Annotated in this window: 18 protein-coding genes; 16 read left to right on the plus strand and 2 right to left on the minus strand. The window is 64.6% G+C overall.

The genetic code is table 11. The features are described 5' to 3' along the window. Positions 1–4 precede the first annotated feature (4 nt). From L0962_RS07750 to L0962_RS07770, 5 genes are all read left to right on the plus strand, one after another. On the plus strand, positions 5–787 hold the full coding sequence (locus L0962_RS07750; protein ID WP_234085782.1) for a peptidyl-prolyl cis-trans isomerase: 783 nt from the start codon (positions 5–7) through the stop codon (positions 785–787). Between the two features lie 103 nt (positions 788–890). Then, the gene (locus tag L0962_RS18295; protein WP_234085783.1) at positions 891–2,189 is read left to right on the plus strand and encodes an HDOD domain-containing protein; all 1,299 of its coding nucleotides are present in this window, start codon (positions 891–893) and stop codon (positions 2,187–2,189) included. Next, entirely contained in the window at positions 2,186–4,003 is a 1,818-nt protein-coding gene (locus L0962_RS07760; protein ID WP_234085784.1) for an adenylate/guanylate cyclase domain-containing protein, read from the plus strand. The genes L0962_RS18295 and L0962_RS07760 overlap by 4 nt, the downstream gene beginning before the upstream one ends. Further along, positions 4,000–4,497 carry an SH3 domain-containing protein gene (locus L0962_RS07765; protein ID WP_234085785.1) on the plus strand — a complete coding sequence of 166 codons (498 nt, stop codon included), beginning with the start codon at positions 4,000–4,002 and terminating at the stop codon, positions 4,495–4,497. Before L0962_RS07760 ends, L0962_RS07765 begins: the two co-directional genes overlap by 4 nt. After that, a complete protein-coding gene (locus L0962_RS07770) occupies positions 4,494–5,393 on the plus strand; it encodes a M48 family metallopeptidase (protein ID WP_234085786.1) in 900 nt (299 codons plus the stop codon). The genes L0962_RS07765 and L0962_RS07770 overlap by 4 nt, the downstream gene beginning before the upstream one ends. Positions 5,394–5,417: 24 nt before the next feature. Here the strand turns inward: L0962_RS07770 and L0962_RS07775 are convergent, their stop codons facing one another. Further along, positions 5,418–6,359 carry a CysB family HTH-type transcriptional regulator gene (locus L0962_RS07775; protein ID WP_234085787.1) on the minus strand — a complete coding sequence of 314 codons (942 nt, stop codon included), beginning with the start codon at positions 6,357–6,359 and terminating at the stop codon, positions 5,418–5,420. Positions 6,360–6,441: 82 nt separating this feature from the next. On the opposite strand from L0962_RS07775, the gene L0962_RS07780 reads away from it, so the two are divergent. The 10 genes from L0962_RS07780 to cysN all read left to right on the plus strand — a co-directional run bounded on the left by L0962_RS07780 (position 6,442) and on the right by cysN (position 19,013). Beyond that, positions 6,442–7,218, plus strand: a complete 777-nt coding sequence (locus L0962_RS07780) for a sulfite exporter TauE/SafE family protein (protein ID WP_234085788.1) — start codon at positions 6,442–6,444, stop codon at positions 7,216–7,218. A gap of 20 nt (positions 7,219–7,238) precedes the next feature. Further along, a complete protein-coding gene (locus L0962_RS07785) occupies positions 7,239–8,924 on the plus strand; it encodes a nitrite/sulfite reductase (protein ID WP_234085789.1) in 1,686 nt (561 codons plus the stop codon). After that, positions 8,925–9,437: a DUF934 domain-containing protein gene (locus L0962_RS07790; protein WP_234085790.1), complete on the plus strand. Its 513-nt coding sequence runs from the start codon at positions 8,925–8,927 to the stop codon at positions 9,435–9,437. Between the two features lie 14 nt (positions 9,438–9,451). Beyond that, positions 9,452–10,171 (plus strand): phosphoadenylyl-sulfate reductase, encoded by a 720-nt coding sequence (locus L0962_RS07795; protein ID WP_234085791.1) that lies wholly within the window; start codon positions 9,452–9,454, stop codon positions 10,169–10,171. A 78-nt stretch (positions 10,172–10,249) separates the two neighbouring features. Then, positions 10,250–12,580, plus strand: coding sequence for an acetate/propionate family kinase (locus L0962_RS07800; RefSeq protein WP_234085792.1), 2,331 nt, complete (start codon positions 10,250–10,252; stop codon positions 12,578–12,580). A 151-nt stretch (positions 12,581–12,731) separates the two neighbouring features. Then, entirely contained in the window at positions 12,732–14,633 is a 1,902-nt protein-coding gene (locus L0962_RS07805; protein WP_234085793.1) for a bifunctional diguanylate cyclase/phosphodiesterase, read from the plus strand. A gap of 27 nt (positions 14,634–14,660) precedes the next feature. Continuing rightward, complete coding sequence (gene trmA, locus L0962_RS07810) at positions 14,661–15,749, plus strand: tRNA (uridine(54)-C5)-methyltransferase TrmA (protein ID WP_234085794.1); 1,089 nt, start codon at positions 14,661–14,663, stop codon at positions 15,747–15,749. A gap of 40 nt (positions 15,750–15,789) precedes the next feature. Beyond that, positions 15,790–16,665: a universal stress protein gene (locus L0962_RS07815; protein ID WP_234085795.1), complete on the plus strand. Its 876-nt coding sequence runs from the start codon at positions 15,790–15,792 to the stop codon at positions 16,663–16,665. Between the two features lie 120 nt (positions 16,666–16,785). Beyond that, positions 16,786–17,739: a sulfate adenylyltransferase subunit CysD gene (cysD, locus tag L0962_RS07820; protein ID WP_234085796.1), complete on the plus strand. Its 954-nt coding sequence runs from the start codon at positions 16,786–16,788 to the stop codon at positions 17,737–17,739. Beyond that, positions 17,739–19,013, plus strand: a complete 1,275-nt coding sequence (cysN, locus tag L0962_RS07825) for a sulfate adenylyltransferase subunit CysN (protein WP_234085797.1) — start codon at positions 17,739–17,741, stop codon at positions 19,011–19,013. Before cysD ends, cysN begins: the two co-directional genes overlap by 1 nt. 191 nt (positions 19,014–19,204) lie before the next feature. Here the strand turns inward: cysN and L0962_RS07830 are convergent, their stop codons facing one another. Next, positions 19,205–20,167, minus strand: coding sequence for a helix-turn-helix transcriptional regulator (locus L0962_RS07830; RefSeq protein WP_234085798.1), 963 nt, complete (start codon positions 20,165–20,167; stop codon positions 19,205–19,207). A gap of 160 nt (positions 20,168–20,327) precedes the next feature. On the opposite strand from L0962_RS07830, the gene L0962_RS07835 reads away from it, so the two are divergent. After that, positions 20,328–21,500 (plus strand): lipase family protein, encoded by a 1,173-nt coding sequence (locus L0962_RS07835; RefSeq protein WP_234085799.1) that lies wholly within the window; start codon positions 20,328–20,330, stop codon positions 21,498–21,500. Positions 21,501–21,533: the final 33 nt, after the last annotated feature.

Below are 21,533 nucleotides of genomic sequence, written 5' to 3' on the forward strand. Positions count from 1 at the left end.
GCACATGCGTAATCTTTCCCGTCTGGCCGCCCTGCTCGTCGCAGGCGCCGTGGTTTCCGCTCCGGCCTTCGCCCAGAAGGCTTTCGTCACGGTCAACGGCCAGGGCATCCCGCAAAACGTATACAACGTCTTCATCGGCCAGCAAAAGGCCCAGGGCGCGCAGGACACGCCGGAACTGAAGAACGCCGTCAAGGAAGAACTGATCCGCCGCGAACTGCTCGCCCAGGAAGCCAAGAAGAAAGGCCTCGACAAGCAGGCAGACATCCAGGGACAGATCGAGCTGGCCAAGCAGGCCGTGCTGATCTCTGCCTTCATCGGCGATTACATGAAGACGCACCCGATCAGCGAGGCCCAGCTCAAGGCCGAATACGAAGGCATCAAGGCCGGGCTCGGCAGCACCGAATTCAAGGCCCGCCACGTGCTGGTCGAAAAGGAAGAAGACGCCAAGGCGATCATCGCCAAGCTCGACAAGGGCGAAAAGATCGCCGACCTGGCCAAGCAATCCAAGGATCCGGGCTCCAAGGACAAGGGCGGCGACCTCGGCTGGAATTCCCCGACCACCTACGTCAAGCCGTTCTCCGAAGCGCTGACCAAGCTGAAGAAGGGCGAATACACCAAGACCCCGGTGAAGACCGACTTCGGTTACCACGTGATCCTGCTCGAGGACACCCGTCCGCTGTCGGCTCCGCCGTTCGAACAGGTCAAACCGCAATTGCAGCAACGCGCGGCCCAGGCCCAGCTGGAAAAGATGGTCGCCGAACTGCGCGCCAAGGCCAAGGTGAACTGATCCGTACCGTCGCCGGCCGGCGACGGAAGCTGCACAAGCCGGTTTACCGTGCGACAATGCCCGCCTTTCGGCGGGCTTTGTCTTTGCGGAGGGGAAAACGGCAGTGTTCGGCAGTCTCAAGACCTGGTTGACGGGAAACGCCGGCGCACCGGAAACCGCAGCGGCCGGCGAAACGACGCCACCGCCACGCAGCGAGTTCCTGGCCGGCGAAACCATTCACGACCGGAACGGCCGCCCGCAAGCCCACCTGTTCCGGCTGCGCGGCCAACCCGCGCGGGACGGCACGTCGGCCGCCCGCCTGCGCGATTTCGACCGCATCCTGCTCGACACGCTGAACGCCGCACCGGAAACCTGGCAACAGACCCCCGCCTATATTCCAATCCAGGCCGCCAGCCTGGACCTGCCTGCGGTCGACGCCCTGCGCGGTGAAAAAATCACGCTGTTGTTGCACCTGACAGCGGACGACCGGCCGGATACGGCCCGCCTCCGCGAACTGCGCGAACGCGGCATGCGGATCGGCTTGTTCCGCCAGCCGGACAACGCCGACTTCGCTGCACTAATGCAGGATTGCGACTGCGCAGCAATCGACGCCGCCGACTGCGAACCGGTCAGCATCCGCGATTTCTCGGCTGCCGTTCGTGCGACCCGCAGCGACCCGCCCAGCCTGCTGATCTGCAACCTGGACAGCCTCGACGAGTACCGGCTCGGCCATCAATGGCATTACGACCTGCTACACGGGCATTTTGCGGTCAACCTGCCGCCGCGGCCGGAAACCGTCGGCGATCCGCACCGCATGATCCTGCTCGAACTGATCCGGCTGGCCCAGGGCGACGCCGACAACGCCAGCATCGCCGATGCGATGAAACAGGACCCGATGCTCGGTTTCCGGCTGCTGCGCTATCTGAACTCCCCGCTGCTCGGCCTCGACCGCCAGATCGACTCGCTGAATCAGGCGCTGACCGTGCTCGGCCGGCAACAACTAACGCGCTGGCTGGCCGTGCTGCTGTTCTCGGTACGCGAACCGGATTTCGCCGACTGGTGGCTGGTCGAAAGCGCACTCACCCGCGGCCGGATGATGGAACTGCTCGGGCAAAACAACGGTAGCAGGCACTGCGACGCGCTGTTCCTGACCGGCATCTTCTCGCGCCTCGACCGACTGCTGCGCCAGCCGCTGGCTGCCGCACTCAAGGCCATGCCGCTGACCGTCCCCATCCGCGCCGCGCTGCTCGCCCGCAGCGGCCCGTACGCCAAGCTGCTCGCGCTGGCCGAAACCGCCGAAAGTTTCGACACCGAGCGCATCGACACCGCAGCCCGGGAAGCCGGTCTGGATGCCGCCCAGGTCAACCGCGCCTTGCTCGCCGCCACCGCCTGGACCAGCGACGTGACGGAGCACTGGACGTGATTCGGCGGGCAGACCGCCTGCTCAACCCGCTGCTGCTCGTGCTGTTGCTCGCACTGTTCGCGCTCGCCGAACGCGAAACGCTGTTCTCCGACATCGACGCCCGCGGCGGCGACATCCTGTTGCGCTGGCAGGTACGCGACCGCACACCACCACCGGACATCGTGCTGATCGACATCGACCAGGCTTCGCTCGACGATCCGCGCATGCTCGAGCTGACCGGCAATTGGCCCTGGCCACGGGCAATTCATGGCGAACTGCTCGAACTGCTGGCAACACTCAAACCGGCTGCCATCGCCTTCGATATCATCTTCAGCGAACCCGACGTCTTCCGCCCGGGCAGCGACCGCCTGCTCGGCGACGCAATCCGGGAAACCAGCGCCTTCCTGCCGCTGATCATCGCAGCCGATGGCGAAGGCTCCCTGCTCGCCGACCTGCCGGCCGGACTGGGCGCCACCCCGGGGCCGCAGGCCGATCCCGAGGCACGATTGCCGCTGATCGCCCCCAAGGCGATCGCTCCGGACGCCTGGCAGACCGGACTGATCAATTTCCTTGCCGACCCCGACCAGATCGGCCGCCGTTACTGGATCAGCTACCCGCACGCCGGCTGGACCCTGCCTTCGCTGCCCCGCCGCATCGCCGAACACACCGGCTGGCCGGTACCGGCTGCCGACAGCATCGCACTGCACTGGTACGGCCATTCTTTCGAGCGCCATTCGTATCGCGATCTGCTGCTCGAGGCCCAGAAGCGCCAGCCACGACTCCCCGATCTCAACGGCAAGGTAATCATCATCGGTGCGGCCGCCCCCGGCCTGCACGACCTGCGTCCGACGACACTCGGCGCGACCACGTCGGGACCCGAAATTCTGGCCACCGCTGTCGCCAACCTGCGCGACGACGACTGGCTGCGGCCCGCACCCGCGCACTGGAATCTGCTGCTCGGCCTGATCGGCATGACCTTGGTCGGCGTGGCTTTCTCGCGCCGCCCCAACCCGTTCGGCATCGCCGGCCTGCTCGGCATGATCAGTCTGGGCGTGCTGCTCGCCGCCTGGCTGCTGCTGGCCCGCAACATCCAGTGGACGCCTTTCGGCGCGCTGTTCGCCGTCTGGCTGACCTTCGCACTGGGTGCCGTATCGTCCTACCTGCGCGAACGCAAGCAGCGTGACCTGGCAGTACAGATGTTCTCCCGCTTCCTCGACCCCAACGTCGTCCGTTCGCTGACCGACGAAGGCAAGTTGGCCAAGGCCGAAGCCAGCACCAGCCGGGAAATCACCGTGCTGTTCTCCGATATCCGCGGCTTCACCACCCTCTCGGAAAGCCGCAGTCCGGAAGATGTGGTCCGTTTGCTGAACCGCTATTTCGACCTTCAGGTCGCCAGCATCTTCGAACAGGGCGGCACGCTCGACAAGTTCATCGGCGACGCCATCATGGCGTTCTGGAACGCTCCGCTTGATGTCCCCGACCACGCCGTTCGTGCCGTACGCGCGGCGCTGGGTATGCAGCAGGCGCTGACGGCGTTCCGCAACGAACTCGGCGAACTCGGCGAGCATTTCGACATCGGTATCGGCGTACACACCGGTCCCGCCGTGGTCGGTTTCCTGGGCTCCAGCCAGCGCCTCGATTACACGGCGATCGGCGACACGGTCAACCTGTCGAGCCGCATCGAAGGGCACACCAAGGGGGTAGCCCGCATTCTCGTCTCGGAATCGACACGTCATGCCTGTGGTAATGTGTTCGACTTCATCGACCACGGCGAAGTGACGGTCAAGGGGCGTCATCGTCCGGTCAGACTCTTTGAACCCAGGGAGCGTACATGAGGATATTTCAGAATCCATTTCGCCTGCTGCCAGCCGCACTGATCGTCGTCAGTTGCCTGGCACAGGCCCAGAGCGCCGGAACACTGATCCGCGCCGCCGAATTGAAAGCCGAACCTTTCGCCGATGCAGCAGCGCTGGTCAATCTGCCCGGCGATGCCGCGCTGACCGTCGTTGACAGCAAGGGCGGCTGGTCCAAGGTAAAGACCCAGGACGGCAAGACCGGCTGGGTACGCCTGCTCAACGTACGTCTGGCCGCCGGCGCTTCCGATACCTCGGCGCTGGCCAGCATCGGCGGCGTGATCCGTACCGGCACGACGAAAAGTGCCGCCACCACCGGGGTCAAGGGACTGTCCAAGGAAGACCTGGCCCGCGCCAAACCCAACCCGGCCGAAGTGCGCAAGCTCGATGCCTGGCGAGCCAAGGACGGTGAGATCAACAGATTTGCCGCTGCTCGCAAGTTGACCGCACGCGACGTACCGGAGCTGAAACCATGACCCTGTCCAACCAACCCAAGTTTCGTCATGCTGCCACGCTGGCTGCCATCGTGTTGCTGGCCGGCTGCACCGAACAACTGCGCAAGGCCGGCATCGACGAAAACAGCCTGAAAGCGGCCGGCGCCGTTGCCACCTCGATGTCCAAGAGCGAAGCCACTCCGGCCGAGGAAAGCCAGATCGGCCAGGCATCCGCATCGATCCTGCTCGGTGCCGCCCCGCTGGTCCAGGACCGCGAAATCCAGACCTACGTGAACCAGTTGGGCGGGCTGCTGGCCCGTCAGACCGGCCGCAAGGACATCAATTGGCGCTTTGGCGTGATCAACAGCAGCAATGTCAATGCGTTCGCTGCACCGGATGGCTATGTCTTCATCACTAAAGGGCTGCTGCGTACGGTCAACGACGAAGCCGAACTGGCCGGCGTGCTGGCTCACGAAATCGCCCACGTCGTCAAACGGCACTACCTGATCGCCATGCGCAAGAAGGACACCACCGGCGCGCTGACCAATCTCGCAGCCACGTCGGCGAAGACCGCCGGCGTCAAAGGCTCCGAGCTGGCAGCCGATCCGCTGGCCAACGTCGCCCAGAACATGTACTCGTCCGGCCTGGACAAGGGTGACGAGTACGAAGCCGACCGGCTCGGCGTAGTCTATGCCACGCGCGCCGGCTACGACCCCTACGGCCTGCCGCGGGTGCTGAACCTCTATGCCACCAAGGCCGGGAGCAACGGCTTCGAACTGCTGTTCTCGACCCACCCCTCGCCGCAGGATCGGCTCGCCGAACTGGACAAGGCAATGGGCGACAAACTGACCGCCTACGAAGCTCGTTCGGTCAGCGACAGCAAAGCCTTCCAGCAGATTCGCAACAAGGCTGGCAGAGTACCCGACCCACGTCGCTGAACCGGCCAGATACCCGCCCAGCCGTCAAAGCTGCCAGGCCTGACCGCCTCCTTGCAGGGTCAGGTCGACGACCCGGCGATCCAGGTGGGGCGCAAACAGTTCGATGAAGTCGTAATCGAAGCGGCGCAGGTAGCTGCCGCGCCGGATGGCCAGCCGGGTCGTGTTCGAATCGAACAGGTGCCCGGCATCCAGGGCCACCAGCCCGGTATCGCGCTGGGCGTCGAAGGCCAGTCCGGCGATGATGCCCAGCCCCAGCCCCAGGCCGACGTAAGTTTTGATCACGTCGGCATCGAGCGCGGTCAACACGATGTTCGGTTCGATTTCCAGGCGCTCGAAGGCGCGGTTGATCCGCGAACGCCCGGTAAACGCCGCGTCGTAAGTGATCAACGGCCAGCGCGCCAGTTCCTGCAGGCTGATCGGCGACGAGGCGGTGACCGGATGCCCGGCCGGGGCGATCACGCAATGCGTCCATTGCTGGACGGGAAACGACACCAATTGCGGATGCTGATCGAGCGATTCGGTGGCGATGCCGATGTCGGCCTCGCCACCGGCAATCCAGTCGGCAATCTGCAACGGATTGCCCTGGTGCATCTCGAGCTTGATGTTGGGATGTCGGGCAACGAAATCGCGGACCACGGTCGGCAACGCGTAACGCGCCTGGGTATGGGTCGCCGCCAGCACCAGCTTGCCGGATTCGCCCCCGGAAAAATCGGCGGCCGCACGCTTGAGGTTTTCCGACTCGCGCAAGATGCGTCGCGCAATGTCGAGGACGACACGGCCGGGCTCGGTGATCGCCGTGAAGCGCTTGCCGCTGCGCTCGAAGATCGCGATGCCGAGTTCGTCCTCGAGCAGGCGGATCTGCTTGGAGACGCCGGGCTGCGAGGTATACAGTGCCTCGGCCGCCTCCGAGACGTTGAGTCCCTGACGTTCGATCTCGACAATGTAGCGCAACTGCTGGAGTTTCATCGGGCTTTTAATAACAAAATGAGATAACAATCTAACCCAATATTCTTTTTGATTCAATTCACAGCCAGTAGGATGCCGTCCCATGGATTATCTCTATACCCTCTCCGGCTTCGCGGTCGGCGCCATCGTCGGTCTGACGGGCGTCGGCGGCGGTTCGCTGATGACGCCGCTGCTGGTCCTGCTGTTCGGCGTCCATCCGGCCACCGCGGTCGGCACCGACCTGCTCTACGCCGCCATGACCAAGGCCGGCGGCACCGTCGCCCACGGCCGCAAGGGGCACATCGACTGGCAGGTGACCGGCCGCCTGGCCGCCGGCAGCATCCCGGCGGCGGCGCTGACCATCTGGGTGCTTTCGATGCTCCCCGAGGGCAGCAACACGATCGGCAAGGTCGTCTCGCACGGCCTCGGCTTCGCCCTGCTGCTCACCGCCATCGCCATCCTGTTCGGCCGCAAGCTGCGCGAATACGCCAGTCAGCATGACGAATCGCCGCTGCGCCAGCGCCATCTGGCACACATCACCGTCGCCGTCGGCGCGCTGCTCGGCGTGCTGGTGACGATTTCGTCGGTCGGCGCCGGTGCCCTCGGCGTCGCCGCGCTGTTCTTCCTCTATCCGAAACTGTCGCCGGTGCGCATCGTCGGTTCCGACGTCGCCCACGCCGTGCCGCTGACGCTGGTCGCCGGCCTCGGCCACTGGCTGCTCGGCAGCGTCGACTGGTCGCTGCTCGGCGCCCTGCTGCTTGGCTCGCTGCCCGGCATCTGGCTCGGCAGCCATCTTTCCGCCAAGGTGCCGGAACACATCCTGCGCCGTATCCTCGCCTCCATGCTCGTGCTGATCGGCAGCAAGCTGGTCTTCGCCTGATTCACCCCCAAGAGAACGCCATGTACAAATACGACGCCATCGACCGCCAGCTGATCCTCGACCGGGTCGAGCAGTTCCGCGACCAGGTCCGCCGCTGGCAGGCCGGCGAGCTGACCGACGACGAATTCCGCCCGCTGCGCCTGCAGAACGGCCTCTACATCCAGCGCCACGCGCCGATGTTCCGCATCGCCGTCCCCTACGGGATGATGAATTCGGCACAGCTGCGCAAGCTGGCCCACGTCGCCCGCCAGTACGACCGCGGCTACGGCCACTTCACCACGCGCCACAACCTGCAATTGAACTGGCCGAAGCTGACCGATGTGCCCGACATCCTGGCCGAACTGGCCGAGGTCGACCTGCACGCCATCCAGACCTCGGGCAACTGCCTGCGCAACATCACCACCGACCAGTTCGCCGGCGTCGCTGCTGACGAGGTGATCGACCCGCGTCCGCTGGCCGAGATCCTCCGCCAGTGGACCACCTTCCACCCGGAATTCGCCTTCCTGCCGCGCAAGTTCAAGATCGCCATCTCCGGCAGCCAGGAAGATCGCGCGGTCACCTGGTTCCACGACATCGGCCTGCATCTCAAGGTGGTCGACGGCGTCACCGGCTTCACCGTGATCGTCGGCGGCGGCCTCGGCCGCACGCCGATCCGCGGCCAGGTGGTGCGCGACTTCCTGCCCTGGCAGCATATCCTCACCTATTGCGAGGCGATCCTCCGCGTCTATAACCGCTTCGGCCGCCGCGACAACGCCTACAAGGCGCGCATCAAGATTCTCGTCCAGGCGCTCGGCGTCGAGGAGTTCGGCCAGCTGGTCGAAGCCGAATGGGCGCACGCCAAGGACGGCCCGGCGACCATCACCCAGGCTGAATACGACCGCGTCGCCGCACATTTCGGCGCCCCGGCCTACGCAACGATTGCTGCGGTCAACACTGCTTTCGAGGAAAAAAAGGCGGCCGAAAAAGCCTTCGCCCGCTGGGTCGACCGCAACACGCATGCCCACAAGGTTCCCGGCTATGCGGCGGTGACGCTGTCGCTGAAACCGCACGGCGTCGCACCGGGCGACATCACGTCCGAGCAGATGGAAGTCGTCGCCGATCTGGCCGACCGGTACAGCTTCGGCGAACTGCGCATCAGCCACGAACAGAACGTCATCCTCGCCGACGTCAGGCTGGCCGATCTCCACGCCGTCTGGCAACAGGCCAAGGCGGCCGGCCTGGCGACGCCGAACATCGGCCTGCTGACCAGCATGATCTGCTGCCCCGGCGGCGATTTCTGCGATCTCGCCAACGCCAAGTCGATCCCCATCGCCACCGCCATCCAGCAGCGCTTCGACGACCTCGACTACCTGTTCGACATCGGCGACATCGACCTCAACATCTCGGGCTGCATGAACGCCTGCGGCCACCATCACGTCGGCCACATCGGCGTGCTCGGCGTCGACAAGAACAACGACGAGTTCTACCAGGTCACGCTGGGCGGCCGCCAGGGTTACGAAGCCCGGCTCGGCAAGGTCATCGGCCCGTCGTTCTCGGCCGGCGAAATGCCCGACGTGGTGGAAAAGATCATCCAGGTTTACCTGGAAAACCGTCACCCCGACGAACGCTTCCTCGACACCCTCGACCGGATCGGCGTCGATCCGTTCAAGAACCGCGTTTACGAAGGCCGTGCCCATGGCAAGGCCAAGCAGAAGGAGACCGCATAAATGGCACAACTGATCCAGCAGAACAATGTCACGGTCGACGCCTGGACAACCCTGGAAATCGGCGAGGGGGAAACGCCCGACAGCGTCGCCCTGCCGGCCGGCAAGGTCATCTTCCCGCTCGCCGTCTGGCAGGCGCGCAAGGCCGAAATCATCCCCGGCCGCGAGCACATCGGCCTGCTGCTGCTGCCCGACGACAAGGTCGAGGACGTTGCCGCCGACCTCGCGCACTTCGCCGTCGTCGCCGTGCATTTCCCGAAATTCGTCGACGGCCGCGGCTACTCGACCGCCGCCCTGCTCCGCCAGCGCTACCATTACCAGCGCGAACTGCGCGCCGTCGGCGACGTGCTGCACGACCAGCTGTTCTTCATGCAGCGCGTCGGCTTCGACAGCTACGCGCTGAAGGACGGCAAGGACGCCATCCACGCCATCGGCAAGGGCTTCGCGCCGTTCTCCGAGACCTACCAGGCCTCGACCGACCAGCCCGCACCGCACTTCCGCCGCCGTACCGCCTGAAAGCCCAGCCAGCCATGACGCCAGCCCTGCTCAACATCACCCCCGAACTCGCCGCCAGCACCGCCGCCAAGGCCGACGCCGCGCGCGCGCTGCTCGCCGACATCGCCGGCTCATGGTCGCCGGCCACCTTTGCCAACAGCCTCGGTGCCGAAGACATGGTCCTCACCGACCTGATCGTCAAGGCCAAACTGCCGATCGAGATCTTCAGCCTGGACACCGGCCGCCTGCCGGCCGAGACCTACGACCTGATGGCCACGGTCGACCGCCATTTCGGGCTGAAATTGAAGGTCTATTTCCCGCAGGCCGAGGAAGTCGAAAGCTACGTCCGCCAGCACGGCATCAACGCCTTCTACGACTCGGTGACGCTGAGGAAGGCCTGCTGCTACGCGCGCAAGGTCGAACCGCTGAAGCGCGCGCTGGCCGGCAAGCGTGCCTGGATCACCGGCATGCGCGCCGAACAGGCGGCCACCCGCGGCCAGCTGGCGACGCAGGAATACGACGAAGGCAATGGCCTGGAGAAATTCAACCCGCTCGCTGCCTGGAGCGAGAAGGAAGTCTGGACCTACATCAAGCAGAACGCCGTGCCCTACAACGCCCTGCACGACAAGTTCTACCCCAGCATCGGCTGCGCCCCGTGCACCCGCGCCGTCTCGCTCGGCGAAGACATCCGCGCCGGCCGGTGGTGGTGGGAAAATGCCGACACCAAAGAATGTGGCCTTCATGTGAAAGCGTAATAGCCCCACTTTGCTGCGCCGCAACAAAATGGTAGTCTGTCCGCTATAAAATCAATGGATTGAAAGCGGAGCGCAGCCATGAGTGAAATCGACCTCAAACGTTTCTTCCTCGAACAGGTTCCCTTGTTCGCGACTTTCCCGGCCGACCAGGTCGAGGAAATCGTCATCAAGTCACGCCTGGCCACCTTCGAGGGCAACGAGGCGATGCTCGAAACCGGCGATGAAGGCCGCCTGTTCGGGGTTCTGATCAGCGGCCACGCCGAAATCTCGACGGCCGACAACACCGGCACGCGCACGGTGATCGCCCAGCTCGAAGCCGGCGACGTGTTCGGCGTCATGGCCCTGCTCACCGGCGAAAAGGTCGCCGCCGACGTGATCGCCGGCAACCGCTGCTTCGTGCTGATGGTGCCGCAAGAAGTTTTCAACTCGCACATCCTGATCAACCCCAAGGCGGTCGCCTACCTGTCCCGGCAACTGGCCGAGCGCACGCGCGCGATCAGCGCCGGGCAGCTTGCGGTCGACGGCCGTTATTCGCCGAAAACGGCAAAGACCGAGACCTCCGACCTGCTGTCGCTGAACACCCGCCAGCCCGGCAAGGTGGTTGCGCTCAACGTCGGCATCAGCCAGATCCACTTCGGCATCTACGACACCGAGGAGAGCGGCGCCGACATCCACGGCATCATCGACAACGCCGACAGGCAACATGCCCGCATCACGGTCACCGTCGGGCCGCGCAGCGAAACGCTGGAGCATGCGCCGTTCAAGCTGTCCGACCTGTTCAAGGTGATGACCGAGGCCACTGCCCTGCTCGGTCCGGCCTTCGCCTTCCATCCGGAAGACGTGGTCGCCATTGGCCACCGCGTGGTGCATGGCGGCAACAAGTTCTCCAGTTCGGCGGTGATCAATCCGGCGGTGATTGCCGACATCGAGGAACTGGCGGTGTTCGCACCGCTGCACAACCCGGCCAACGTGGCCGGCATCCGCGTCGCCCAGAAGCACTTCCCGAACGTGCCGCAGGTCGCCGTGTTCGACACCGCCTTCCACCAGACGCTGGCGCCCTACGCCTATCTTTACGGCCTGCCCTACGACCTCTACAAGCAGCACGGCATCCGCCGCTACGGCTTTCATGGCACCTCGCACCGCTACGTCTCGCTGAAGGCGGCGGAAGTGCTGCAGCGCCCGCTCGGCGAGCTGGAAATCGTCTCCTGCCACCTCGGCATCGGCGCCTCGCTGTGCGCCATCGACCACGGCCGCTCGGTCGATACGTCAATGGGCATGACGCCGACCGACGGCCTGATCATGCCCAGTCGTTCCGGCAGCATCGATCCGGCGGTGATGATCCACCTGCTCGAGCAGCACCACATGACGCCCGAACAGCTGTCCGCGCTGATCAATACCGAAAGCGGCCTGAAGGGCATCTCCGGCATCTCGAACGACATCGCCGAGATCGAGGCCGCCGCCGCCGAGGGGCATCACCGCGCCCTGCTGGCGCACAAGGCCTTCTGCTACCAGGTGCGCAAAAACATCGGCGCCTACGCCGCGGCGATGGGCGGCATCGACGTCCTCGCCTTCACCGGCGACATCGGTGAAAGCAGCGCGACGGTACGCAGCCTGGCCTGCCAGGGCCTCGGCTACATGGGCATCCGGCTCGACGAGGACAAGAACCGCAGCCTCGGCAAGTTCGAATCGCACGCGGTGATCTCGGCCGACGATTCGCCGGTGCGGATCATCGTCGTCGCCAACGACGACGAGCGCCTGGTCGCCTGGGAAACGCTGCGCGCGATCGAGCGCAATACCCTGCTGCTGGAAGCCAGGGCCGAGGAAACGCCGGCCATTCCGGTGGAAATCTCGGCCCACCACGCACACCTGTCGCAGGCCGACGTCGAGGCCCTGTTCGGTCCCGGCCACCAGCTGACACCGATGCACGAACTGTCGCAACCGGGCCAGTACGCCTGCGAGGAACAGGTCCATCTGGTCGGCCCGAAGGGACGCATCGCCAAGGTGCGCGTGCTCGGCCCGACGCGCAAGGAAACCCAGGTCGAGATCGCGATGACCGAGCAGTTCAAGCTCGGCGTACAGCCGCCGATCCGCCAGTCCGGCGACCTCGCCGGCACGCCGGGGATCACGCTGGAAGGCCCCTACGGCAGCACGACCATCGAGCGTGGCGTGATCTGCGCCCAGCGCCACATCCACATGTCGCCGGAAGACGCCATGCGCTTCCGTGTGCGCGACAACTACGTCGTGCGCGTGCGCGTCGAGGGCGAGCGCGAGCTGATCTTCGGCGACGTCGTGGTGCGCGTGAATCCGGCTTTCCGCCTGGCCATGCACATCGACACCGACGAAGGCAACGCCGGCAACATCCGCACCGGCATGCTCGGCTACATCGAGGAAATCCAGAGCCGCGCCTGAAATCCCGCACCGGCTGCGGCTTTGCAAATCATTGATGACGAATGATTTTTGGCAAAAACGCAGGTTGACCGCAGAATCCCGGGCCGGGATACTCATGGGGTCGTCCAGCGCCGCTTCACCCGTGGCAAGGAAGCCCTGACCATTCGGAGCAATGCCCGGCCTGTTATCCCGGACCCCACGAAGCAGCCCTGACCGGCGCGCCCTCCGCCTGCAGCAATGGCTGCTTGCGCTGCTCGCCGTCCTGATCGGTGTCCTGTGGTGGTCGGAAACCTCGCAGGCGCTGCGTGTGCTGCTCGGGCTGGTCCTGCTGGCCTGTGCCTACGTCCTGTTGCGGGAACTGCAGACGCTGTGGGCCACCCAGCGCGCCTACCGGCTGGCGATGGAAGCGGCGCACGATGGTTTCTGGGAATGGAATCCGCGCAACAAGCGGCTCAACGTCGGCAACCGGCTGCTCGAAATTCTCGGCTACCGCGACAATTTCCTCGGCGACACGCATGCCTGGCTGGAACTGGTGCACCCCGACGATCGCGCCCATTACAACCGGACGGTCGGCGACCACCTGAAAGGCCGCACGCCCTTTTTCTACTGCGAATACCGCGTCCGCGCCAGCGACGGCCAGTATCGCTGGATCGCCTCGCGCGGCATCGCGGTACGCAACCGGGTCGGCATCGCCTACCAGATGGCCGGCTCGGTCACCGACATCACCGAACGCAAGCAGCACGAGGAGGAAGTCGCCTTCCTCGCCCGTCACGACCCGCTCACCGGCTTGCCCAACCGCTTCCTGCTGGCCGAACGGCTGATCGAGACGATGACCGGCGACGGCAAGCGCGTCGGCCTGTTGTTCATCGATCTCGACCGCTTCAAGGACATCAACGACTCGCTCGGCCACCGGCTCGGCGACCATCTGTTGCAGGACGTCGCCCGGCGGCTGGCGGAAGTGGTCAGCCGCCACGAAACGCTGATCCGTCAGGGCGGCGACGAATTCATCGTGCTGATGCCTGCGGTCGACGACGCCGGCGTTGCCGAAAAGCGTGCTGCGGCAATTCTCGCGGCGCTCGAGAAACCGTTCGAGACCGACGGCCAGTTGCTGCACGTCGGCGCCAGCATCGGCCTGAGCCTGCATCCGGACGACGCCGAGGACGCCGAACAACTGCTGCGCAACGCCGACACCGCGATGTACGTCGCCAAGCGCCAGGGCGGCGGGCAGGTGGCACGACATACGCCGGACATGAAAGCGCGCGTGCTCGAACGGGCGACGATCGAGGCGCGCCTGCGCCGGGCCATCGACCGGCGCGCCTTCGTCCTGCATTACCAGCCGCAATTCGACACCCTCGACGGCCGCCTGGTCGGCGCCGAAGCACTGCTGCGCTGGCCGGAAGGCGATAGCTGGACGCCTCCCGACCGTTTCATCCCGATCGCCGAGGAAACCGGCCTGATCGTCGCCATCGGCGACTGGGTGCTCGACACGGCGATCCGCCAGCTGGCCGAATGGCAGCGCCAGCATCCGCAGCCGCTGCGCATGGCGATCAACCTGTCGGCACGCCAGTTCTGGCAGGCCGACCTGCCGGAGCGCATCGCCGTCCGTTGCGGCCGTTACGGCCTGGCGGCCGAGCGCATCGAACTGGAAGTCACCGAATCGATGATGCTGCAGGCCGACGGGAAGCACGTCGATCTGCTCTATACCTTGCGCGGCCTCGGCTTTCGGCTGGCGCTGGACGATTTCGGCACCGGCTACTCCTCGCTGTCCTACCTGCACCGGCTGCCCTTCACCAGCCTCAAGATCGACCGCAGCTTCGTCTCCGCGCTGGCCGACGACGGCGGCCACGAAGGGAGTAGCACGCTGGTGCCGACCATCATCGCCATGGCCCACAGCCTGGGGCTGGAAGTGGTCGCCGAAGGCGTCGAGAACGCCGCCCAGCGCCAGGCCCTGCGCCAGCTCGGTTGCGATGTGCACCAGGGCTTTCTCGACGGTCGACCGGTCGGTGCGGAGGAATTTCAACAGCGCTGGCTGTCGACCGCAGGCGATTGTCCGGCCCCGTCGGCGCAGGTATAGTCCGCCCCTTTGCTTCGCCCTGCCGTCATGCCGCTGCCCGATTCCGACCCCGCCCGCTACGCCGCCCAACTTGCCGACAAGGCGGACTGGTTCGTCGCGCACTTCGCCGGCCTTGGCGCGCCGCCGCCCGAGGTCTTCGCATCGGCGCCGCTGCATTACCGGCTGCGGGCCGAATTCCGCGTCTGGCACCATGACGACGGTTTCGACTTCGCGATGTTCGACCCGGACAATCCGAAACGCCCGATCCTGATGCGCGATTTCGCACCGGCCGCCGAACCGATCAACCGGGCGATGCATGCGATGCACCCGCTGATCCTGGCCAATACCACGCTCAAGCACCGCCTCTACGCCGTCGAATTTCTGGCCACCTTGTCCGGCGACCTGCTGCTGACCCTGATTTACCACCGCAAGCTGGACGAGGCCTGGGAAACCGAGGCCCGCGCGCTGGCCGCCGCACTGGGCTGTGCGGTGATCGGCCGCAGCAAGGGCCAGAAACAGGTGCTCGAGCGCGACTGGGTCGACGAATCCTTCGAACTCGACGGCCGGACCCTGCATTACCGGCAGATCGAAGGCGCCTTCAGCCAGCCCAACGGCGGCGTCAACCGACAGATGCTCGGCTGGGCCCGCGCCCGGGCCGCCGGCCTCGGGGGCGACCTGCTCGAACTCTACTGCGGCAACGGCAATTTCACGCTGGCCCTGGCGCCGTTATTCGACCGGGTGCTGGCCACCGAGATGAGCAAGACCTCGATCCGCGCCGCACTACACAACCAGGCGCGCAACGGCATCGACAACCTGGCGCTGGTGCGCATGGCCAGCGAGGAAATCTCGGCCGCGCTGGCCGGCGACGAGCAGTTCCAGCGGCTCAAGGAAATCGACCTGGCCAGCTACCGCTTCACCACGCTGTTCGTCGATCCGCCGCGCAGCGGGCTCGATCCGGCGACACTGGCGCTGGCCGCCGGTTTCGACAACATCCTGTACATCTCCTGCAACCCGCTGAGCCTGCTCGACAACGTCGCCGCGCTGGCGGCCACGCACCGCATCGCCGCCTCGGCCGTGTTCGACCAGTTTCCCTACACGCACCACATGGAGTGCGGCCTGCTGCTGCAGAAACGCTGACCGCCGGGCTGTGATAAGGTCCGGCCGAGGAGGAAGAGCGATGACCCTGCGCATCCTGGTCGCCACCGACCTGTCCGCCCCGTCGCGGCACGCGGTGGATCGGGCCTGCCGTCTGGCGGCCGAACATGCGGCGACCCCCTGTTTCGTCCATGCCATCAACCCGGGCCTGCTCGACAGCCTGCAACGCATGCTCGGCGGCGATGCGCCGGCACTCGTCGACCAGCTGACCGCCGATGCCCGACAACAACTGACGGCACTGGCCGCCGACCCGCAGCATGCGCTGGGCCTGACGACCGAATGTGCCGTCGTCGAAGGCTCGCCGGTCATCGCCATCGCCCGCCACGCCGAAGAGATCGACGCCGGGCTGCTGGTCGTCGGTTCGCGCGGGGAAGGTTTCCTGCGTCAGAGCACGCTGGGCACCACGGCCTCCCGCCTGCTGCGCAAGACGCCGCGGCCGACGCTGGTCGTCCGCCAGCCGCCGCACGAAAGCTACCGCCGGGCGCTGGTCGCGATGGATTTCTCACCGGCGGCGCTGCTCGCACTGGCCCAGACCCGGCGCTGGGCACCGCAGGCCGAACTGGTCCTGCTGCATGCGGTCGACCTGCCCTTCGAGGGAAAATTGCTGCACGCCAACGTCGACCCCGACCTGATCCAGCGCTACCGGATCCAGGCCCAGCTCGACGGCATGAACCGGCTGCGCGCGCTGGCCCGGGAACAGGAACTGCCGGCATCGACCCGCCTGCTCGCCCTGCACGGCGACGCACCGCGGCTGATCCTCGAACAGGAACAGGAAAACGACTGCGACCTGATCGCCCTCGGCAAACGCGGTTTCAACGCGCTGGAAGACCTGCTGCTCGGCTCGACGACCAAGCATGTGCTTGGCGAAACCCTGGCGGATGTGCTGCTGACACGCTGAAATCCCGGCATCAAAAATTACTTATAAGAATAACAAGATGCCCATATGTTCTTAATTGGATATTAAGCCCGCGTTAGAATGCCGGCAATCGACCAACGCATTCCCTATTTCCTACATTCCATGAGCCAGACCTCACAACAACAAAGCCACAGCCGCCGGACACTCTCCCACCTTGACTGGCTCGAAGCCGAGGCCATCCACATCATGCGCGAAGTGGCCGGCCAGTGTGCCAACCCGGTGCTGCTCTTCTCCGGCGGCAAGGACTCGATCTGCATGCTGCGCATCGCCGAGAAGGCTTTCCGCCCCGGCAAGTTCCCCTTCCCGCTGATGCACATCGACACCGGCCACAACTATCAGGAAGTGGTCGCCTTCCGCGACAAGCGCGCCGCTGAACTGGGCGAGCGCCTGATCGTCCGCTCCGTCGAAGACTCGATGAAGCGCGGCACGGTCGTCCTCAAGCACGAAGGCGAATCGCGCAACAAGCACCAGTCGGTGACGCTGCTCGAAGCCATCGAGGAATTCGGCTTCGACGCCTGCATCGGCGGCGCCCGCCGCGACGAGGAAAAGGCCCGCGCCAAGGAACGCATCATGAGCTTCCGCGACGAGTTCGGCCAATGGGACCCGAAGAACCAGCGCCCGGAACTGTGGAACCTCTACAACGCCCGCAGCCACAAGGGCGAGAACATCCGCGCCTTCCCGATCTCGAACTGGACGGAAATGGACGTCTGGCAATACATCGAGCGCGAAAAGCTGGAACTGCCGAGCATTTATTTCGCCCACACCCGCCCGGTGGTCATCCGCCAGGGCGCCATCGTGCCGGTCAATGTGCCGCTCGTTTCCGGCGAGCTGACCAACCTGCCGAAGGCCGGTGAAGAGATTATCGACAAGCTGGTGCGCTTCCGCACCGTCGGCGACATCTCCTGCACGGCGCCGGTCGAATCGGATGCCGACACGGTCGAGAAGATCGTCGTCGAAACCGCCACCACCACCATCACCGAGCGCGGCGCCACGCGTCTGGACGACCAGACCAGCGAAGCCTCCATGGAACAACGCAAGAAAGAGGGTTACTTCTAATGTCCGCCCGCGATCAAATCGAAGACCACGGCCTGCTGCGCTTCCTCACCTGCGGCAGCGTCGACGACGGCAAGAGCACACTGATCGGCCGCCTGCTGTTCGACACCAAGACCATCCTCGCCGACACGCTGAACGCCATCGAGAAGACCTCGCAGAAGCGCGGCCTCGGCGCAGTCGATCTGTCGCTGCTCACCGACGGCCTGCAAGCCGAGCGCGAGCAAGGCATCACCATCGACGTCGCCTACCGCTACTTCTCCACCGGCACCCGCAAGTACATCATCGCCGACGCGCCGGGCCACGAGCAGTACACCCGCAACATGGTCACCGCCGCGTCCACGGCCAACCTCGCCATCATCCTGATCGATGCGCGCAAGGGCGTGCTGACCCAGACCCGCCGCCATTCCAAGCTGGCTTCGCTGGTCGGCATCCCGCACCTGGTCGTCGCCATCAACAAGATGGACCTGGTCGATTACTCGCAGGACACCTACGAGAAGATCAAGGCTGATTACCTCGAATTTGCCGCCAAGGTCGGCATCGACGACGTGCGCTTCATCCCGCTCTCCGCGCTGAACGGCGACATGATCGTCGAGCGCGGCGAGGCGCTGAGCTGGTACGACGGCCCGACGCTGATGGAAATCCTCGAAGCCGTGCCGGCCGCGCATACCGAACACGCCGAGAAGTTCCGCTTCCCGGTCCAGTACGTCTGCCGCCCGCAGGATTCCGCCAACCCGGAACTGCACGACTACCGCGGCTTCATGGGCCGCGTCGAATCCGGCAGCATCAAGGTCGGCGACGCCGTGACGGTTTTGCCCAACGGATTGCAGTCGACCGTGAAAGCCGTGCAACTGGGCGGCGTCGACATCGGCGAAGCCTCGACCGAGCAGTCGGTGACGCTGCTGCTCGCCGACGAGATCGATACCTCGCGCGGCGACATGATCGTCAAGACCGACGAAGCGCCGGCCGCCGTCAAGGAAATCCGCGCCACCGTCTGCTGGCTCGCCGAAGCCCCGCTCGACCGCGCCCGCACCTACCTGATCCGCCACACGACGCGCGATTCCAAGGCCAAGCTGACCGGCATCGACCATCGTCTCGACGTGAACACGCTGGACAAGGTCGCCGCCGACAAGCTGGCCATGAATGACATCGCCGAAGTCAGCTTCAAGCTGGCCCAGCCGCTGTTCGTCGACCCCTACGCCGAGAACCGCGCCACCGGCGCCTTCATCGTCATCGACGAGAGCAGCAACAACACCGTCGGCGCCGGGATGATCCTGTAGGGGTTTTCCGGCCATTTCTACGGTCGACCGTGGAAATCCAGTAAAAACGCCTCCGTCACGGAGGCATTTTCAATTGGTCGCGCAACAAGGAACAGCGCCCCGACTGCCGCAACTCGATCCTGGTTTTCTCGATAGGCAGCGGTTCGCGAGACGACATCGCCCTTTTGGAACGCGCGGTTTGCATACCGGGTTCAGCCAACGCGGCGCAATTCCTCGATCAGCGCTGCGATGCTGCCGACACCGAGCTTGGCATGGATGGCCTGGATGTGGTTGCGTACGGTGGCCGGCGCACGTGCCAGCAGTTGCGCGATCTCCTTGTACGAGTGGCCCTTGGCAACCAGTTGGGCAATGGCGTACTCGCGCGCGGTCAGTTCGTCTACCCGACAGCGTTCGCGGCAGTGGAGGAACAGCAGGCCATGTTCGGCGCGTTGCGTGATCACGATATGGTCCCCAAGGAAACGCTTCCGCCCGGCCAGAAAAGCCTGCATCACGCACGCCGGTAATCGGCCGCCGCACCAGGCTTCCCACTCGCGCCGCAGTAGCGCGCCGAACACTGGATCGCTGTGATAGACCATGCCGCACAGATCAGCGATGGCAGCGCCCTTGTCCGGCACACCGTCCGACAGCCGCTGCAAATGGATCACCCGGTTCATGGCCAGCGCCTGCATCAGGTGCGGCGCCAGCAAATCCAGCAGACGCTCCTCGCCCGGCAGGCAATACGCGTCCTCGTCGGCGCGAAACAGCGAAATCCAGTGCATGAAGCGGGTCTGCACATCATGTCGCGTGGTAATGAAGATGTTGTTCTGTTCGTAGCGCCGCAGATACTCCAGGAACTCGCGTTCGTGTGGCGCCCGCCACCAACTGGTCGAGTGAAACCCCTTGGTGGCCTGCGGTGCGGCGTACAGGCTGGCGGCGGCGGTATCGAAGTGCTTCAGCGGCACGTAATCCACCATCATCTGCGGTGTCTTCTGGTGCAAGTGCAGCGTATGCACGTCGATGCCATCAGCAGCGGTCGTCGCCGTTCCCCACATCGAGGCGTCGAAAGGCAGCACCCGCTTGACCAGCGCAAGCGCCGCATTCTGGAAGGATTCGATGGGAAGTTCGTTGCTGAGACCATATAGGGCAAGCAGCAACTCACTGAAATCGGCATGCATGCTATTCGTTTGATTCACTGTTTCTGCAGTCTGTATCTACAAGGACGGCGATCGGATTTCCACAATGATGCAAATGCACTATATCGAGAGATGCATTTGTTGCCTAACATTTGCACCGCACTTCATGAAACAAGTTCGAGATTTACAGCCATGAAGAAAGATGATGCTTTATCAGAAATATGGGGGGAATGAAATGCGGCGATGGACATCAAGCTGGACACACGCGGCCATCGCCGCCGCTGTGTTTGCGGGACTTTCCGGTTGCGGCACGTTCAAGATGCTGGAGGCAAGCCGCAGCGACTACGATGCCAAAGAAAAACCCAGGAAACCCGGCAAAAACGACGTTACCGAACCCGACGCCAAGGCCGACTGGTTTCTCGTGGATATGTCCAACAGATTTGGTCTCATGGCGCTCTTTGCCTTGACGGTCTATCGCTATGACCTCTCCCCGGAAGACCGCGACCAACACGCTTGCGACTACCTGGACAAACAGGTCTCCGGCGACAAAGACTTTGGAATGCCCCGAAGCGCTGACAGCAAAATGAAGTGGGAGCGGTGGGTACCCCAAAAGAAGAAAGCGCCAATGGCCGAACCCTGCTACAACGCGCACGGCCTGTTCTACGAGACCTACGTGCGCCGTGACGAACATGACCACATCCGCGAAGCCGTGATTGCCTACCGGGGCACCGAAAACCGGGCCGGCCAGTGGTGGCCGGACTGGAGCGCCAACCTGTCGAATGCCCTGGGCTTTGAACCCGAGGAATACGTCCTTGCTCGGGAACGCCTCGCGAATCTGGTAGAACACCTGCGCGACGAGGCTGGCCCCAACGTACCGCCGCCCGCCATCTATGCCGTCGGACATTCGCTGGGCGGCGGCCTGGCCCAGCAAGCGGGTTATCTTTCCGAGCACATCAAGGAGGTTTACACCTTCGACACTTCACCCGTCACCAACTGGACGCACTTGCGCCTGCTCGGGTTGGTGGACAGGGGCTACCCCGTCATTCATCGCGTCTACAACGGCGGCGAAGCGCTTGCGGGTATCCGTGCCCTTGCCACCGCCGCTACGGCCACCCGGTACGGACGGCACGATGTTGGAATCCAGTTCGGGGAAAAAGCACCGGTGAAGGGGCACTCGATGGCCGTGCTGGCCTGCGGCTTCGCCAAGATTCTGAGCGAAAGCGATATTCGGATAGCAGACCATGGCTATCCCATTAGCTACATCAAGCAACACGTGCTGAGGCGCGACGCTCCCAGCAAATGCGATGTCCGCGTCTGCGATGAAGAAAACGAGGGCGAGCAGGCAGACGGCAATCGGGCGTCGGTGGCACATTGAGTCTGAATTGTTTTTCAATGGTTCATGAGGAAG

Origin of the sequence: Azonexus sp. R2A61, assembly GCF_021401135.1 — a bacterium.
Lineage (GTDB): Bacteria > Pseudomonadota > Gammaproteobacteria > Burkholderiales > Rhodocyclaceae > Azonexus.